An 18,296-nucleotide genomic window follows, 5' to 3' on the forward strand; every position below is an offset into this window, starting at 1 on the left:
GGACAGCGCGAGCGCGAGGAGGCTGCGGAGCAGAGGTCGCGGTGAAGGTGCGCTGGGTGTTGCCTCCGACAATGTCGCTCCGGATGCCAGGGTAGCAAACTCGCTTTCGCGCGGGAAGCTCGTCGAGACCGACCATACCGAACAGCTAGCGAGAGCGCCGTCAATCACGTGGACTGATCGTCCATGCGAGTGCAGGCTCACCTGTGCACACTTCGAACGAGCCCAAGCAGAGATTTTGTCGACGCCGCCACAGCCACCGCTCCGCAGTCTCCTCGTACCCCAGTGCCGACACCTCCAAGTGTCGGCCGCTTGCTCGACCAGGCGCCGCCCCCCGATCGCGCCCTGCGCCGGCCGACTTGGGTCGTGCAATCCATGACCTGGTATGGTCGAGCCTATATAAAGTCGGACTCCCAAAACCGGCTCTTGTTCAATTTCCCGCCAATCGTCAAGTGGTACATGGGCAGGCGTTTTTGGAAATGCCAGCGAATATCTGTAATATATCCGCGCCGGCCGTCCCGGAGTTCCACCTCCGATCCAAACGCTCGCAAGGGCACGTCGATTTTCTTAAACAGGCTCGGGCGTCCGCGAAACTCGTAATCCCCAGACCTGAGCGTAAGAAATTCCTCATCCTCGTTGACAACCTGTAGAACACGATTTCCAGGTGTTTCTTTCCGAACCGCATCAAGATCGTCGGGGTGGATCAGATTTGGTCCATGCTCCTCGAACCACTGATATAAACCCCATTGTGCACAAATTTTTGACACCTTATTGCTACTTTCGGTAGTAGGGCACATAACCCTGGAAGTTTCGATGAAAGGCACCTGTAGGGAGATTGCTGAACGCTTCTTCGGCAGCTTTGAGAGCCCCAGTTTTTGGTTTGAAATGTCCGGAAGCGTTGTCGACCGAAAAGATTCGCCCTCCGCGGATATCGACGATTCCTGCAGCTTGCACCCTCGGATCTGCACCGCCGATGAGAGTTGGGTGGGGCATGCGTTGACCTGCCCGAGTGCCAATTGTGATGGCGCCATGTTTATCTACGACGTACATGAATTGCCCACTTGTGCGACTGTCTCCAATCTTTCCGGTTGCAGAAAGAAGATCTGTGATCTTTACCGCCGTCGGGTTCTTGATGTACTTACCGTTGACCAGGACACCAGCAGCTTCGTCCGCAGCTTTTGTCGAGGGGTCCACGGACGATAATTTATCGCCTCCCGCTGAATATGAATCCAGCGTACTCGAAGTAGCTGTAGCATCAGCATCCTTGCGCTCAGGGCAATCTTCTCCCTCGTGCTCCTTTCCACAAACGCTACAAGTATCGAGCCCGCGCGGGTCGAACTGCACCAGCGGGCAACACGTATACGCATAGAGGTTGAGCCCCCCGCCCGTCCCTGCCGGGTCTTCCTCGAGATACCTCCCGAGCTCCGGGCTGTAGTACCGGAACCGGTTGTAGCAGAGCCCAGTCTCCGCATCATAAAGCTGCCCCGCAAGTCGGTGCGAGACCTCGAGCTCCCCCTCGGCTTTCGCCAGCCCGTACGGTGCCAGCTCGGCCGACCACACTCGCCGCCCATCACCATCGAGCGCCGCGACGGGCGCACCGCGCTGGTCGGTGACGAGGTAGTGGAGCTTGCCGCTGCCTGGCTCGGCATCGACCGAATCATAGTCGATCATCAGCCAGGGCGTCAGCGAGAAGTCGTCGACGTAGACGTGCACTCGCAGCCGGCCGCTGCTGTGGAGCTCGGCGGCGAGGCGGTCGGTGTCCCAGAAATACTCGGTCCAGGCCGCGCCGAAGGTCTTGCGGACCCGCCGCCCCAGTGGGTCGTAGTCGGCCGTCCACGGCGCGTCCAGGCCCTCGATCGCCCGCAGGCGGTCGAGCGCGTCGCGCTGGAAGCGCAGCGAGCGACCGTCGCGCTCCCACTCCGCCACGTTGTTGCGACCGTCGTAGCCGAGGCTGCCGCCGTTCGCCATCACCAGCTGATTGCCCGGCCCGATCGCCGCCGCCGGCAGGTGCGGCGCCTCGACCAGGTTGCCGGCCGCGTCGTACCCGTACGCCTCGCTCGCGCCATCAGGCCGCGTCACGCCCGCGAGCTGGTGCGCCGCGTCGTAGCGATAGCGCGTCTCGCCGCGCTCCGAGTCCTTGACCGCCAGCAGGTCACCCTCCGCCGAATAGGCGAATCGCCGCCGCCACGGATCTTCGTTGCTATCGACGGGGAACAGGTGCTTCTCGCGCACATGCCCGCGCGAGTCGACCTGCGTCAGCTCGCGCGCCCCGCAGGCGAGGTGCCGCGTGACCACCCCGTCCGACTCGAGCACCAGGCGATGCACGTTTCCGAGTGGGTCGGTGATCTCGAGCGTGCCGGCGTCGACCCGCTGATAGCGCGTCGTGAACCGCCCCAGCACCGTCGTCGCCTGCAGCCGGTCGGCGAGGAACGCGTGCTCCACCCCGCGCCCGTCGCGGAAGTCCTTCCGACGCCGCCCCAGCCCCGTGTACGCGAACTCGAGGGTCCGCCCCGACCACTCGATACGCGCGAACTGCCCCGCCGGCGTATAGGCGTAGCGATGCTCCTCCCCATCGGCGAGCCGGCGCACCGACTTCAGGCTGTTCTCGCCGTATTGATAGGACACCAGCAGCTGGCCGCGCGCGTCGTGCTTCGCCGTCAGGTTGCCCGCGCGGTCGTACTTGTACGATTCGACCAGCTGCTCGTAATGCCGGACCTCGGTCAGCGCGTCGCGCAGGTCGTAGCGATAGGTGTGACGATTCCCGGCCGGGTCGGTGACCGCGGCGATCTGGTCGGTCAGCGTGTACTCGTAGCGGATCGTCCGCCCGAGCGGGTCGCGGGCGAGGTTGCGCAGATTGCCGCCGGCGAACTCGAACTCGTAACGCCCGCCGTCGTGGTCCGAATACCAGCGCACCCAGCCGTTCGGGGTGTACGCCCATCGCCGCGGCGACGGGGCCGCCCCGCGCTCTTCCACCAGCAGGCCCAGCTCGTCGCGCCGCACCTGCGCCCGCGGGTCGCGCTCGGGGAACACATGCGAGTAGATCGAAGCCCCACCCGTCAGCAGCGGCCCCAGCCCCGGCGACGCCAGCGGCGCGTTCTCGAGGATCTCCGCCGCCAGATCGCCGAGCTCGAGCTCCGCCGGCGTGCGCGGCACCCGGTGCGGCAGCGGCCCCGACGGGCTCTCGACCGGCCGAATCCCGCCGTGCGCGGTGCGCCAGGCGACGATCTCGCCGGCGGCGTCGTACACCGCGCTGCGGGTGTCGCCGCCTGCGTCTGTCTCCTGGGTCAGTCGACCCGAATCGTCGTACTCGAAGCGGCGGATCCCGCCGTACGGGTCGATGATCTCGGTGATCGACAGCGACCCGTCGTAGCGATAAAGCCAGGCCCCGCCGTCGGCCCGCGTGACCTCGGTCGCCAGCGCCTCGGGCATGTAGCGCAGCTTCACCTCGCCGTTGCGATCGTGCCCGCGCGACAGCACGCAGCGGCCCGCGCCATCATAGAAGTACTCGAACTTGTAGCCGCAGCGATCGACGCGGGTCAGCATCCGGTGCGCCGCGTCGTAGGTGAACCGCTGCGCATGCCCGTAGCGATCGGTCGCTGCCAGCAGGTCGCCCGTATCGCCGTACTGGTAGCGCATCAGCGCCAGCGGCTGCCCCTGCGCCCGCTCCGGGTGGCGGGACAACCAGATCGTCTGCACCCGATCGCCCGCGTGCTCGATCGTCACCACGGTCACGCCGGTGGCGTCGCTGAGCCTTATCAGTCGCCCGCGCGCATCGTGCTCGAGCGCGATCGAACCTGTCTCCCGGGACACCCTGTGCGGGCGCGCGACCGCGGCCGGGTCCGCGACCGCGAACGCGTACTCCGTCCCGTCCGGGTCCTGCAGCACGAAGCCGCGGCCCACCGGCCTCAGCAAGAAGCGCGCGCACTCGCTGACCTCGTCGGCGGGCGCGAACGGGAACAGCACCGTCTCGCCGTTCGGCTGGGTGTAAAGCCAGCCGTCGACCACCGCCCGCAGTGTGCGATCGTACTCGTGGGTGTGGCCATGGCCGAGCGGGCCGTCGCTCAGGTCCAGCGTATTGTAGTAGCGCCGCCAGACGATCGCCCCCGCCTCCGGCGATGGCCCGAGCGGCAGCGTGAACTCGGCCGCGACATCCGCGAGCGCACCGGTGACGACGTCGACCGGATCACCGACCCATCGCAGCCCCTGGCTCGCGCCGCACCGTGGAGTTTGCCCGTCCATCGTCATTTACAAGTCGAGGGGCCCTGCTGATCGCCGTCGTTCTTGCCGCGTCGGCTCGGCGGCATGTCGGCCCGCGAAAGATGACGCTGGGCCATCGCCACCCCGCTCGGCACCGGAAAGCCGCCGATCAGGACGTTCGGCATCCCGAACAGCAGCGCGCCGACCGGCGGCCCGATGCACGGGTTCTTGCCCAGCAGCATCCCGAACGCCATCGTCGCCGCGTCCATCGCCAGCTGCGCCGCTCCCATCGCGGCCGACAACGCATAGCCCTCGGCGACCGCCGGATCTTCGGCGTTCGCCGAATCGACCGCGTCGGCGACCACCCCGACGGCCTGGGCGGCCATGCCGACGTACGGCATCACCTGCACCACCTTGTTGGCGGCCGCGGCGACCGTGGCCAGCTTGCCCGGCTTCATCCGCGTGGGCGCGGGCCAGCAATGCATGGTGACATCGAACATGCGCGCGGCCCGGGCCCCGCCGATGAACACCTTCGACGAGCCGGTGAGGATCTCGAACCCCGGCAGCGGCGCCCCGAGGCAGGTCGGATTGATTCCGACGTCGCCGGCGCGCGCGGCCGGCAACCCGTTGATCAGCACCGACACGCAGCAGCCGAGAGTCACTGCGCCGATCACCGGCAGCGGCGTCGGCAGCGGGATATGGGCGTGCGGCAGCCCGACCGCGAGCGAGCCGATCGTCGCCGCCGGGAACTCGGGCCACACCTGCGCCAGCGCGGCCGTGGCCACCGCGAACGTCTCGTTGAACTTGTCGACCGGCGCGTTGATGGTCGCCATCACCGTGCCGATGCCCTCTTGCAGCACCCGCGCCGGGTTCTTCGGCGGCTCGGGCGGCTGCTTCGGCGTCGCCGCGAGCGACACGCGGCTCATGGCGAACCCTCCAGGAACGCCGCGATCTCGCGCCCGAGCGCCGCCGGCACGCGGCGCTGACTGCTCGACAGCCGGGGCCGCAGCTCGGCCAGCAGACCCGCGTGGGCGAGCTCGCGGGCGACCTGCGCCGCTGCCAGATAGCTCCTCCCAGCCGCCTCGTGGGCCCCGCGCAGCTCCTCCAGCCGGCCGCGCCACTGCAATGCGTGCACGTGGCTGGGCGCGTCGGGGATCGCCATGGCGAGCCGCTGCGCGCCGTCATAAAAGGTCTCGGCGTCGGCGCTGCGGCCCTGCTCGAAGTACAGCCGCGCGAGGTTCTGCGTGACCGCGAGCAGCAGCAGCGCCGCCCCGGTCTTGCTCGCCGGCACCAGCGCGCGCTCGTACCACGTAACCGCTTCTCGGCTGTCCTTTCGGGCAGCCGCGACATCACCGAGCCCGCTCAGCGCCAGCGCCGAGAGCACCGGGTTCGCGGCCGCCTCGGCCCACGAGTAAAGCTCGCGGAAGCCGGCGATCGCCTGGTCGTGGCGCCCGCTCGCCGCGTCGATCGCCGCCGACTGCAGCAGCGCCTGGGCCCGCCGCTCCGGCGGCGCCTCCGGATCGCTGGCCTCCTCGGCGACGCCCGACGCCAGCGCCGTGAGCGAAAGATCGACCGCGAGCGCGCGACACAGCCGCGGCAGCTCGCCGAGCGCCGCAGTCGGCAACGCGTGCACGAAGATCCGCAGGCGATGGAACCACGGCGGAAAGCCCGGCTCCGCCGCGACCAGGCCGCGCATGAACGCCTGCGCCTCGGCCTCGTCCTCGACCGTCAGCGGGACGAGGATGACGACCAGTCGCGGAGGACATGTCCTTTTGGGCAGGACCCGATCGCGCGTGAACTCGAGCGTCGACCGCACCCGCGCGACCGCCGATCGCGACGGATCGGAGCACGCCGCCGGCAATGCCAGCGCAGCATCACCCGAACACGAGCGGGCGACCGCCAGGCACACCTCGGCGATCGTCGCCGCATAGGCATCGGCCGACACGAACGCGTGCGGGACCGGCAAGAACACGTCGGCCGACCCGGCCGCGAGCTCGTGCAGCGTCGCGTGCACCCACGGCAAGAACTCGTGCTCGGCCCGCAGCACGCACATACCGTGCTCGTGGCCGGTGATGAAGCCGGCGAGGTCTTGCCCGAGTCGCTGGAGCGTGCGCATCGGGCCTCAGTTGATCTTGATCAGCGCGCCCGAGATCGTGTGCATCCCGATCGCCGAGCTCGTGATCTTCGGCCCCGAGATCGTTACGCCGTCGGCCTTGATCGTGATCGCGCTCGCGCCGACCTGCAGCGTGATCTCCTCGGCGCCGGTCAGCACGATCTTCTTGCCCTGGACGTCGACCGTCTCGCTGCCCACGGAGATGGTGTTGACCGCGAGGATGTTGACAGCGTCGCTCGACGCCAGCGTCGCCTTCTCCTTGCTGCCCATCGTCAGCGTCGAGGTCGCCGACACCAGCGCCACCTCCTTCTTGCCGGACAGGCTCAGCCTGGCCGTCTGCGACGCCAGTGCCACGTCCTGCAGCGCCGTCAGGCTCATCGTCCGGGTCTTCGCCGTGATCGCCACCGCGGCCTGGGCCGTCGCCGTCAGGTCGGCGGTCTCGGCGGTCAGGCTGATCCCCGTCTTCGCCGTCAGGCCGATGTTCGCCGTCTGCGACGTGCCCGTGATCGCCTGCTTGACCGTCATCGTGTGCGTCCCGGACTCGACGGTGAGCGAGCTGTCGCCGGACTTCACCGTCACGCTGCGGTCTTGCTCGATCGTCGTCGTGCTCTTACCGGTGCTCACCGTCAGCGACTCGTCGCCCTCCGTCACCGTCACGCTGCGGTCGCCGGTGATCGTGAACGTCTGGTTGCCGCCGACCGTGAACGTCTGATCGACCGTCACCGCGCGGCTGTTGTTGTTCAGCACGACCTCGTTGAGGTCCTTCTGCGCGTGGAAGAACACCTCCTCGGAGCCCTTGCGGTCCTCGAAGCGCAGCTCGTTGAAGCCGCCGCCGCCGGGCGAGCTCTCGGACTTGATGGTGCTCTTGGTCTTCTCGTCGGGCAGCGGGTACGGGGTCGCGTTCTCGCCGTGGTACACGCGGCCGGTGACGATCGGCCGATCGGGGTCGCCCTCGATGAAGTCGACCAGCACCTCGTGGCCGATCCGCGGGATGAACATCGCCCCCCAGCCCGCACCCGCCCAGCTCTGCGACACCCGCACCCAGCACGACGAGCGCTCGTCGTGCTGGCCCTGGCGATCCCAGTGGAACTGGACCAGCACACGGCCGTGCTCGTCGACGTGGATCTCCTCGCCCGCCGGACCGACCACCGTCGCCGACTGCACGCCGCGCACGACCGGCCGCGGCGTCATCCGGGGCGGCCGCAGCGGCACCTGCTTGTCGACGCACACGAACTGGTTGCCGTAGTGGAACGAGCCCTCGGCCGCGTCCTCGTCGAGCGCCTGCGTCTGCGTGCCCTGGTGCGTCACCTGCATGAGCACGCGCGGGCCGTTGAGATCGGCGCGCCGGTGCCCCTCGACCGCGAACACGTGACCCGGCACCAGGCGCATGCAGTCGCTCGCGCCCGACGCCTGGCGCCGCATCAACTGCAGCTCCTCGAGCCGGATCTTCGCCAACGCCTGGCCCTGGTGCGGCCCGCCGGCGCTCGGGTCCTGGAACTCGCCGGGATAGTCGTAGACCTCGAGGTCGACGTCCCGCTTGCCGCTCGCGTCGGCCTCGGTCTTCTGCGTCGGCTTGTGGAAGTTGAAGTCGCGCAGCGACACCTTGCCGGGCCGCACACGCTCGACCAGCCGCAACCCGCTGACGTGTTCGCGGTCGCGCAGCTCGCCGCTCTCGTGGTTCCACACCGCCGTCTCGCCGACGATCGGCGGGTGCGCCTGCGCGTGATCGGTGAGCACCATCGTCGCCCGCGACTCGCGGTGCTCGAAGAAATAGTGGATCCCGTCCTCCTCGAGCAGCCGACAGACGAACGCCAGGTCGCTCTCGCGGTACTGCACGCAGTAATTACGCGGCCCGTAGGCCGCAGCGAGCTCGAAGCGAAAGTCCTCGCGGCCGAGCCCGGCATCCTTGAACACCGCGGCGACCACCTCGGCCGTGGTCTTGTTCTGGAAGATCCGCGACCCCTGCCGGTGCAGCAGCCGCCACACCCGCGGCACCAGCACCAGCTCGTAGAGCTGATAGCGCCGTGAATCGCCGATGTACTCGACGCTGGCGATCTCGCCGTGGATCAGGCGCGGCGGCCCCAGCCCGTCGAGCTGCAGCGTCGCCGCCTTGCCGATCATCTGGGCGAGATCGAGCTCACCGCCGGCGAACTCGACCGTGAATTCATAAAGCTCGCTGACGGCCTCGCGTCCGCTGAACCGGACCACCCGCGGCAGCTCGGCGACCCCGTCGACGACCAACGAGAACGGGGCTCGACCGCCGAGCAGCGTCGAAACGACGTTGGACACGCTATTCACGGCGAATACCCCTACCGCGCATCATGCTTCGGCCTTCGACCCCATCGAACTCTTTTAAGAAGATACGCCCGGACGGACCGGGAATGCAACGAGTTTGCGGCGACGAAACGACGATTTGCGGAAAGCATGGAGGACCCCAACGAGAGTTGGGTAGCGCATGAGCGCGCACGCCCGACTCGCAATGCCTGTACGAGCGCGTGCGAGCATGCGATCCGCGGTCCCCGCCGGCGAGATGCGTCGTGAGCGAGACCGCCCGCCGCCCCCGCGTGCCCCTCGCCGCAGCCCCGACAAGGATCGCGGCTGAGCCGCCGCCGTGCAGTCCCGATGCTTTGAGGGTCGCACGGCGACTCCCTGCAATCGCCCATCGCAATGGCCTGATCGTCACTGCGACGATTGCATCGATTCGTCCGATGAGCAGGGGCAATCCATGGCATTTCGCACCGTACGCCCAGCCCCTCATCGCCCGCACCGAGACCACGCTCCCAGGGACACGGATCGTCGCCGAGCGGTTCGGCAACCTCAAGAGCTACCCGGACCCCGGACCCCGGACCGCCCCGGACCCGCGAGGCGAGGCCTCCTCGCCGCATATCCGGAGATCCCCGCAGACTTCACGGCGACCCTCGTGGCGCTCGCGAATCAGTCCACGGTTGCGTGCCTCGGCGAGGCTGGCGTACGTTCGCATGATGCGAAAGCTCTGGACTCCTCTGCTCTGTATCCTCGCCTGCGGCGGTGAGGAGCCCGCCGCCAGCGACGGGACCTCCACCGGCTCCACCGCCACCACCACGACCTCCGGCACGGCCGCGACCACGACCGAAGGCCCCACCACCCCCACCTCGACCAGCACCACCGCTCCGGAGCCGCTCACGACGACCAGCACCACCGCTCCGGAGCCGCTCACGACGACCAGCTCCACCTCGACGACCGACGGCTCCACCACCGCCGACACCACCACCGGCGTGCAGGAGTGCGTCGGCGAGCTCCCGGCCCACTGGATCGACGGGACCGACTGCGGCAGCGAGACGCAGGTCCAGATCCATCAATACTCCGCCGACACCTGGATCCTCCGCCAGTCGCTGTGCACCAGCTTCGAGGGCCCCTTCATGATGCTGCTGTTCGGCTCGGAGCGCGCGCTCCTGCTCGACACCGGCGACGGCGACATCCCGATCGACGACATCGTCCACGACCTCGTCGACGACTGGTCCCAGGCCCACGGCGGCGCCCCGATCGAGCTCATCGTCGGCAACACCCACGCCCACGGCGACCACGTCGCCGGCAACAACAGCTTCGTCGGCGACGCCGGCACCACGATCATCGGCATCGGCGAGGCCGCCGTCCGCCAGTTCTTCGGCATCGACGGCTGGCCCGAGCAGATCGTCCAGTACGACCTCGGCGGTCGCGTCCTCGACATCGTCCCGCTGCCCGGCCACGAGAAGGCCCATATCGCCGTCTACGACCCCGCCACCGGCGTCGTCTTCACCGGCGACACCCTCTACCCCGGCCGCCTCTACATCGCGGACTTCCCGACCTACGTCGCCAGCGTCGGCCGCCTCGTCGACCACCTCGCCGACAAGGAGGTCTGCCGCGTCCTCGGCGCTCACATCGAAATGACCAACACCCCCGGCGAGGACTTCGATTTCATGCAGCCCTCACACCCCGACGAGCACCCGCTCGAGCTCGACCTGGCCCACCTGATCGAGCTGCGCGACGCCGTCGAGGCCATGCAGGAACCGATGATCGAGGTCCACGACGACTTCATCGTCTACCCGCTGTGAGCCGCGAAAATCGATAGACGACGCCGCGTGATCCTCCCTCGCGGCCGAAGCGACGAGGCAGTGTTTCGCGGCGGAGTCGTATCGACGCTCGGCCCGCGAATCACTGCGGCGGGATGCACACCTCGCCGCCCGCGGCGATCTGCGCCTGCGTGCGGTAAGTGTTGAGCTTCTCCCAGTGCGGCGGCTCGAATTGCGGGATGGTCCCGTCCTCGCGCACATTGGTCACGTGGTAGGTGTGCTGATTCCAGATCCGCCGCCCCTGGACCCACCGGTCCTGGACATCGCGCACCGCCTGGACCGTGAACGGCACCACCCCGCCGTTGAGCAGCGTGTTCGACACCACCAGGATCTCCGACGAACCGTCGTTGTCGATGTCGGCGACCACCGGATACTCGATGATCGTGCCCGACAGGTGCGGCGTATCCATCAACGGCGAGCCCATCTCGTCGAACACCCACACCGTGTGCTCGTCGGCGTAGATCGCCTGGGCCTTGCCGCCGCCGATGAAGTCGAACGCCGTGCCGCCGGCCTGGCCGCTCTGATCGATCACCATCGCCTGCCACAGCAGCGACTGGTCGGTCTCGTAGACCCCGTAGAAGTTGGGCGCGCTGATCCCGAACTCGGGCTGGCCGTCGCCGTCGAGGTCGTGGATGTTGATCGGGCGGCTCAGGTCGTTCTGGCCGTTGGGCGTGAAGCTCCACGTCAGCGTCCCGTCGTGCTGGCGCAGCTCGATCTTGTTGTCGAGCGCGAGCAGGACCTCCGGCTGCGGGTCACCGTCGAGGTTGGCGACCTGCGGGAAGATCCACCCGAACTGATTGGTGTCGTACCACGTGCTGCCGTCGGCCCGGAACGCCGCGCCGCCGACCAGCACCTCGAGGCCCGGCTGGCCGTCGAGGTCGGCCACCGCCGACGCGTTGTACGACGAATCGTTGCCGCGGCTCCACACCTCGATACCGTTGTGGTCATACAATTTGCCGCCGGCGATGATCTCGACGTCGCCGTCCTGATCGATGTCGGCCAGCGCGATCGCCCCCGACTGCGCCCCGCCCCAGTTGGTGTTGCTCTTCCACTTGACCTGGCCGTCGTGCTCGAACGCGATGAGGCGCCCACCAGCGCCCGGCTCCATGGCGACGATCTCGGCGATGCCGTCGCCGTCGATGTCGCCGGCCGCCGGCGTGCCGCCGAACTGCACCAGCTCCGACGCGTAGAAGTGGACCGCCCCGGTCGCGCCGTCGAGCACGTAGAGCCGCGACGGCGGCACGTCCGAGAGCTGGTCCGGGCCGGCGACGACCACCACGTCGGGGATGTCGCAAAGATCGATCTCACCGTCGCCGTTGTCGTCGGTCAGGTTGATGACGAGCGGCATGACGATGCAGTTCTCGAACCCCGGCGGGCCGGTGAACGTCCACTGCGCCTCGGGCTCGAACGCATCCGGCGGGGCCTTGTCGGTGCAATCACCGATCGCATCCATGTCGTCGACGACCTTGCACGACGACGGCGGCGCGCCGAAGTCCGGATCTACCGCCATGTCGAACTTGACCGCGTCGGTCGCCGAGACGTCGGTGGTCGAGCTGGTGCCCGCGGACGTGTCGGTGGTGTCGGTGGTGCCGGTCATCGTCCCGCTCATCGTCCCCGGCGTGCCCGTCGAGGTCTCGCTGTCGCTGTCCGAACCGCCCTCCGTCGGCGCCGTCGAGGTCGGCGTCACCGTGGTCGGACCGGGGCTCGTCGTGCTCACCGTCGTCGTCGCCGACGCGCCCGCCGTCGCCTGGCTGTCGTCGCCACAGCCGGTGAAGACGAGCGCGAGCGAACCGGTGGCGAGGGCGTGAACGACGGACGTGCGGGTGGACATCGCCGGCCATCGTACACCACGCCGCGCCCCTCGCGGTCCGCGCTCGCGGCCTCGCACGAAGCGCGCGCGCGAACCGTGGCCTGTCCTCGCCGGCGGATCCCTCCGTGAGCGGTCGCCCTCGCGTGAACCGCTGCACGATGGGTTCGTCTTCGCCCCCGCGCGGCGCTCGAACCCGAGCGACGACGTGTGCCGCGATACTGCCCGGCCCGCTCTTGCGCGAATCCGCCGGCGACATCGCTCCCGGCCCCATGGGGGCCCCATGGGGCCCCATGGGGCTACGCCCGCGTTTTTCGGCCAGCTCAGCGGGGGCCATCCGCGAATCTCCACGCGATTTCATGGGTGCGGAGCTTGCTATGGCGAGCGCAGATGCTTTCATCGATCCGTCTATGCGCTTTGCACATTCATCGGAGCACGCTGCTCGCAATCATCCTCGGTATGGGCGCGACCGCCTGTGAGATCGAGGGTCAGGAGCTGCTGGCGGAGGACGACCTCCAGATCGACACCGACGCCGCCGGGCTCCACGCCGACCTCGCGCTCGAGGACGCCGTCGAGCCGCAGGCCGCGGGCAGCTACCCGACCTGGCAGGTGTTGGCCCCGTTCCGCCTCGACGACCTCAAGCCCAACCATTACCCGACGATCTTTGCGAACGCCGACAAGTGGCACGACATCGTCATCAACCGCTACGACGGCGGCTGGACCGGGCAGCGGCCCGGGCTGACCGGCGAGACCAACAGCCTGGGCTGGGGCGTGCCGGTCTACGCCGGCGTCGACGGCGAGGTGATGAGCTGCTGGCGCACTGCCCCGTACGACGCGGCCTACGTCGACGTGCAGCACAAACTGGCGATCGGCGGCAACTTCATCACCATCAAGACCAGCGACGGCAAGTGGTTGTACTACGCCCACCTGGACACCAACTCGATCCCCGCCGAACTGTGCCCGAATGTGAGCACCAACGGCGGCTACCTTCAGGTTTGTGACAAGCCGAACGAGCCCTGGGACTGCGAGGTGTGCGACGACAACGGCGGCAAGCAGTGCTCCCTGGTCGAGACGTACATCCCGGCGGGCAGCCGGCCGCAGGTGCACGCGGGCCAGTTCATCGGCCGGACGGGCGCGATCGGCAACGCCGCCATGGCGCACCTGCACATGGGCGCGGGCACCATCAACACCGTCGGCGGCATCGATCGCATGGTCCAGACCGACCTTCACATCACCTTCGAGCACAGCTGGCACGCGCCCGGGCCCGGCGAGTCGCCGCCGATCGCCTGGACGGCCTCCTCGGGCATGAGCCTCCCCAACGCAGTGACCACCGATCACACCCTGATGTGGTTCGGCGGCAAGCGCGAGGAGACCTACTCGGGCACCTACCGGCTGGCCAAGTACGGCGGCGGCGTGGGCACCGACCTCCTGTGCCACGACACCGACAGCGGCAACCTTTACACCGACGGCGATGACTCCCCGGTCAAGTTCGGCGGCACCAACTGGTCGCGCACGGCCAACTTCTGCAAGGGCGATTCGCAGCGGCTGCTCACCGGCGATTTCGACGGCGACACGCGGTCGGACCTGCTGTGCCACGATCTCGAGACGGGCATCATCCAGATCGACTACGGCGCCTTCAACACGGTCTCCGGCAACACCGAGTTCAACGGCGTCAATTTCACCAGCGTGAACGGGTGGTGCAACGGCGACACCCAGCAGCTCATCGTCGGCAACTTCGACGACGACACCAAGGACGACCTGCTGTGCCACGATCACGCCGACGGCCGCCGCTGGCTCGACCGCGCGAATGACGGGTTCGCCGGCACCAATCATTCGTTCGGGACCGGTTGGTGCTTCGGTCACTTCGAGCGGCTGCACGTCGGCCGCTTCGACACGACCTCGGCCGGCGACGACCTGCTGTGCCACAACACCTCCACCGGCGCGATCCAGATCGACGCCACCCCCAGCAACGCCCAGATCGCCCTCGGCACGCCGATCTTCGGCGCCACCGACCAGACCACCGGCCCGTGGTGCTACGCCCGCGGCCAGCGGCTGTTCGCCGGCGATTTCCTGACCGGCTCGTGGCTCGACGAGCTGGTCTGCCACGACAGCGACACCGGCAAGACCTTCATCAACGTCCCGACCTCGAACGCCAGCTATCCCGGGACTTCCTCGGTCGGCGCGGTGAGCGGGTTCTGCACCGGCCCGTACGAGCGCCTCAAGGTCGGCGACATCGACGGCGACAACGCCGACGATTTGCTGTGCTTCGACCGGGTCACCGGCGAGCGCTCGATCGACTACGCCGCCTGGGAGAACAGCGTCGGCGGCGTGTTCGGCGGGGTCGACTGGACCTCGACCGGCGCCTGGTGCCACGACCCCGATCAGTCGCTCCACTGATCGGGCACCGACGCGCGGGCCTGGTCTGCGCGTCGAATCAGCTCTCGGCCGGCCGCTCGGGCACCGCGATCGCGTACATCCCGAGCCAGCGCGTGATCTGCTTGCGCTCGCACTCGTAGTGCTTCGCCGTCGCGCGGATGCTCCAATCGTTGGCCATCAACGTCGCCAGCAGCGCCTCGCGGCTCGGTCGCGGTCGCGGCCGCCGCGGGGCCGCCCTGGCGCCCGCGGCCTCCGGCTGGGTCGACGCGATCGCGGCGGCGACGGACGCCGCACCTGCCCCGAAGGACAGCAGGTCGGGCCACGGGTCGGACTCGCGCCGCTCGCCCTCGATCCCGCACGCGTGAAGGAAGCGCTGCAGGCCGCGCAGGTTGTCCGGCCAGGTCTGCCGCAGCAGCGCCTCGGCGACCGCGGTCGGGAACTCGAGCGGCGCCGGCGAGACCCGGCTGCGCGGGGCACACCAGGCCCGGTGGAGGCGATCGATCCACGCGATCAGGTCGGCCCGGCGCGCCCGCAGCGGCGGCACGTGGACCTCCCACAGCGCCAGGCGGGCGTACAGGTCGCGGCGGAACTTGCCCTGCTCGATGTCGTCGACCAGCGAGCGGTTGGTGGCCGCGATCAGGCGCACGTCGACGCGGTGGCGCTGCGTGCTGCCGACGGCGACGACCTCGCCGAGCTCGACCGCCCGCAGCAGCTTGGGCTGGAGGTCGAGCGGCAGCTCGCCGAGCTCGTCGAGGAACAGAGTCCCGCCGGAGGCCGCGCGGAACATGCCGCCGTGCTCCTGCGTCGCCCCGGTGAAGGCCCCGCGGGTGTGCCCGAACAGCTGGCTCTCGATCAGCTGCGGGCTGAGGGCCGCGCAGTTGATCACCACCAGGCTGCCCTGGCGCCCGCTCAGGCGGTGCAGCTCGGCGGCGATGTTCTCCTTGCCGACGCCGGTCTCGCCGAGGATCAGCGCCGGCGAGCGGTCGGGCCCGGCGCGACCGATCGCCTGCCGCAGCTGCCGCACCGCCAGCGAGTCGCCGGGCACCGCCTCGTGCGACACCTGCGGCGTGTCGCGCAGATCGGCGTCGCGGCGCTCGTAGACCGCCAGCACGTCGCCGAAGCGCAGCACCGCCTGGTCCTCGAGGTAGAAGGGCAGCGCCTGGATCGCCTGGCCGTCGACCCACGTGCCGTTGCGGCTCTCGAGGTCGGCGACGCAGTGGCGGCCGGCGGCCTGGTCCCAGCGGATGCTGGCGTGCTGGCGCGACACCGTCTTGTGGGCCGCGACGATCGCCCCCGGCGCGCCCGGCTGGCGCCCGAGGACCGCCGGCGCCTCGTCGAGCGGGTGAGCGCCGGCCAGGCTGCGCGGGTAGACGACGACCAGCCGGGCCGTGCGCGGTGGCGCGCAGATTCGCGCAGCCCGCTCCGTGGACACGGTCTCGTCCGGCATCGACGGCGGGTTTTCGGGATTGCGCGAGCCCATGGGGCGGTCGGCATGGTGTCCCATGCGGCCGCACCTCGGCAAGCCCGAGAAAACGTGGTGAAGTCGCGCGGCACCCCTAAAATCATTGAAGATTTGTCGAGGCACGGCGGTTGCTCAACCGGGTTTCACAGGCTCCCGGAGCCAGCAATCCACCCGTTCCTTGTCACATCGGAGAAACTACTATGTCGCTGTTCATGATTGGCTTCCGCCTCGCCCCGCTCGCCCTCATCGGCCTCTCCGCTGTCGGCTGCACCGAGGTGCCGAGCGAGGACGACCTCGAGTTCCGCACCACCTGCACTGCATGCACCTTCAACTCGCCGCACATCGACAACGCCCCGATGCCGGAGCTCGCCCTCGATGGCGAAGAGAACTCCGCCGGAGTGAAGCTGATCGCCCTGCGCGACACCCAGACCACCGTGGATTACGAGGTCGGCACGGACTCTCAGGAGGATCTGGTGGCCCGCGACGGCAACCTCAAGGTCGCCATCGGCCCTGCGCTGTACGGCTGGGAGCTCGTGCTGGAGAAGGACGGTGTCGAGAAGATCGCCACCATCACGGGGCACGGCGAGATCGAAGCTTGGTCCGACAACGGCCGACCCATGCCCACGTACGCGATCTCTTACCATGGCCTGGTCGACGGCGCCTGGGGCCACTGGAACGTGTGCCCTGAGTTCGTCGGCAGCCCCGAATCGCCCGTGTTGACGATCATTCGCGGTCAGACGTACGACCGCGAGGACAAGCGCGTCGACCTGATCGACTCCGACTGGGTGACCTTCGCGTGTGTCGGCGAGGCGGCCTTCAAGGCCAAGGCCCTCGGCTACTCCCAGGGGCGCAGATTCGCCGGCACCAACGCGCCGGCCACCCGCGGGCAGCAGGACGCGACCCTCAAGATGATCACCGCCGATTACTGCGGCACCGGCCACAGCTTCACGGCACCGAATACGGCGCTGCACTGGGAGAACCGGGCGGGTACCGTCACCATTCCGATGGGGACCGTGACCGGCCCGCTCGAGGCCGTATGGGGCCCGGACGGCGCCCTGTGCCTCGACAATCCGCGCCACACGACCAAGGCGTTGGTCGAGGCGGAGTGCGGCTACCCCATTCCGTCCTGCGCGGGCTTCGACTACACCGGGCCGTGGGAGTGGAAGACCTTCAAGAAGCTATAGCCGGCAGCAGGCGCCCGGAGCCGCAATCCACCCCGTTCCTTGTCACCTCGGAAATACTACCATGTCGCTGTTCAATGTTGGCTTCCGCTTCGTCCCGCTCGCCCTCGTCGGACTCTCCGTCGCTTGTACCGCCCTGCCGGACGACGCCGACCTCGAGTTCCGCACCACCTGCACTGCCTGCACCTTCAACTCGCCGGACGTCGACGACGCGCCGATCCCGGAGCTCGCGTTCGACGGCCAGGAGAACTTCGCCGGTGTGAGCCTGATCGGGCTGCGCGAGAACGTCGGGGGCCGGATCTTCGAGTTCGATGTCTACAACGACGAGATGATCGCCCGTTATGGCAAGACCATCGTCGAGAGCGGCGGTGGACTCGTCGGCTGGCAGCTCTTGATGGAGCGGGATGGCCAACCACTGATCGCCAGAATCACGGGATACGACGCCGCCGCCGAGGGGCTCACCGACGACGGCCAGCCCCTGACGGCGTACGCGATCGCTTACGACGGCCTGATCGGCGGCGTCCCGGCCTACGCAATCAACGTTTGCCCGGAGTTCGCCGCCACCGCATCAGAGCCGGTCTTGACTATCATCCGCAGCCAGACCTACGACCGCGAGGAAAAGCGCGTCGACCTCATCGATCCCAATTGGGTGACCTTCGCCTGCAAGGGCGAGGCCGCCTACAAGGCCAAAGCCCTCGGCTACAGCGAGTCGCGCATTTTCCCCGGCAGCAGCGGGCCGGCCACCCGCGCGCAACAGGACGCGACCCTCAAGATGATCACCGCCGACTACTGCGGCACCGGTCACAGCTTCACGGAGCAGGGTACCGAGCTGCACTGGGAGAATCGGGTCGGGTCCGTCACGGCGACGCCCGGCCCCATGGACCCGATCGAGGCCGTGTGGGGCCCGGACGGCGCGCTGTGCCTGGATGAACCGCGCTACACGACCAAGCTGCTGGTCGAGGCGGAGTGCGGTCACACCTTTCCGTCCTGCGCGGGATTCGACTACAGCGGGCCGTGGGAGTGGAAGACCTGGAAGAAACTGCCGCCCCCACCCCCGCCCCCCCAGCCCTAGCCC

The 18,296-nt window shown here is 68.6% G+C and carries 11 protein-coding genes; 4 read left to right on the top strand and 7 right to left on the bottom strand.

What is annotated here, in order from left to right; all coding sequences use genetic code 11:
* Positions 1-392: 392 nt before the first annotated feature.
* Genes POL25_RS45005 through POL25_RS26560 form a run of 5 tightly spaced genes read right to left on the bottom strand, consistent with a single transcriptional unit; the run spans position 393 to position 8,605 of the window.
* Positions 393-794: a DUF6960 family protein gene (locus POL25_RS45005; protein ID WP_373372114.1), complete on the bottom strand. Its 402-nt coding sequence runs from the start codon at positions 792-794 to the stop codon at positions 393-395.
* Positions 772-4,236 (bottom strand): RHS repeat-associated core domain-containing protein, encoded by a 3,465-nt coding sequence (locus POL25_RS26545; protein WP_272088996.1) that lies wholly within the window; start codon positions 4,234-4,236, stop codon positions 772-774. The genes POL25_RS45005 and POL25_RS26545 overlap by 23 nt, the downstream gene beginning before the upstream one ends.
* Positions 4,237-4,238: 2 nt before the next feature.
* Positions 4,239-5,120 (bottom strand): PAAR domain-containing protein, encoded by an 882-nt coding sequence (locus tag POL25_RS26550; RefSeq protein WP_272088997.1) that lies wholly within the window; start codon positions 5,118-5,120, stop codon positions 4,239-4,241.
* The gene (locus POL25_RS26555) at positions 5,117-6,310 is read right to left on the bottom strand and encodes a tetratricopeptide repeat protein (protein WP_272088998.1); all 1,194 of its coding nucleotides are present in this window, start codon (positions 6,308-6,310) and stop codon (positions 5,117-5,119) included. Before POL25_RS26555 ends, POL25_RS26550 begins: the two co-directional genes overlap by 4 nt.
* 6 nt (positions 6,311-6,316) lie before the next feature.
* Positions 6,317-8,605, bottom strand: a complete 2,289-nt coding sequence (locus POL25_RS26560; RefSeq protein ID WP_272088999.1) for a type VI secretion system tip protein TssI/VgrG — start codon at positions 8,603-8,605, stop codon at positions 6,317-6,319.
* 680 nt (positions 8,606-9,285) lie between these two features.
* Here POL25_RS26560 and POL25_RS26565 point away from each other — a divergent pair.
* Positions 9,286-10,377, top strand: a complete 1,092-nt coding sequence (locus POL25_RS26565) for an MBL fold metallo-hydrolase (protein WP_272089000.1) — start codon at positions 9,286-9,288, stop codon at positions 10,375-10,377.
* A gap of 100 nt (positions 10,378-10,477) precedes the next feature.
* On the opposite strand, the gene POL25_RS26570 is transcribed toward POL25_RS26565, so the two are convergent.
* Complete coding sequence (locus tag POL25_RS26570; protein WP_272089001.1) at positions 10,478-12,226, bottom strand: FG-GAP repeat domain-containing protein; 1,749 nt, start codon at positions 12,224-12,226, stop codon at positions 10,478-10,480.
* A gap of 435 nt (positions 12,227-12,661) precedes the next feature.
* Here POL25_RS26570 and POL25_RS26575 point away from each other — a divergent pair, with 435 nt between their 5' ends.
* The gene (locus tag POL25_RS26575) at positions 12,662-14,599 is read left to right on the top strand and encodes a M23 family metallopeptidase (protein ID WP_272089002.1); all 1,938 of its coding nucleotides are present in this window, start codon (positions 12,662-12,664) and stop codon (positions 14,597-14,599) included.
* Positions 14,600-14,636: 37 nt separating this feature from the next.
* On the opposite strand, the gene POL25_RS26580 is transcribed toward POL25_RS26575, so the two are convergent.
* Positions 14,637-16,025, bottom strand: coding sequence for an FHA and sigma-54 interaction domain-containing protein (locus POL25_RS26580; RefSeq protein ID WP_272089003.1), 1,389 nt, complete (start codon positions 16,023-16,025; stop codon positions 14,637-14,639).
* Positions 16,026-16,252: 227 nt separating this feature from the next.
* Here POL25_RS26580 and POL25_RS26585 point away from each other — a divergent pair, with 227 nt between their 5' ends.
* Positions 16,253-17,224: an ADYC domain-containing protein gene (locus tag POL25_RS26585; RefSeq protein ID WP_272089004.1), complete on the top strand. Its 972-nt coding sequence runs from the start codon at positions 16,253-16,255 to the stop codon at positions 17,222-17,224.
* A 61-nt stretch (positions 17,225-17,285) separates the two neighbouring features.
* Positions 17,286-18,293 (top strand): ADYC domain-containing protein, encoded by a 1,008-nt coding sequence (locus tag POL25_RS26590; RefSeq protein ID WP_272089005.1) that lies wholly within the window; start codon positions 17,286-17,288, stop codon positions 18,291-18,293.
* The last annotated feature ends 3 nt before the right edge of the window (positions 18,294-18,296 follow it).

Source organism: Nannocystis bainbridge, from assembly GCF_028368995.1.
Lineage (GTDB): Bacteria > Myxococcota_A > Polyangia > Nannocystales > Nannocystaceae > Nannocystis > Nannocystis bainbridge.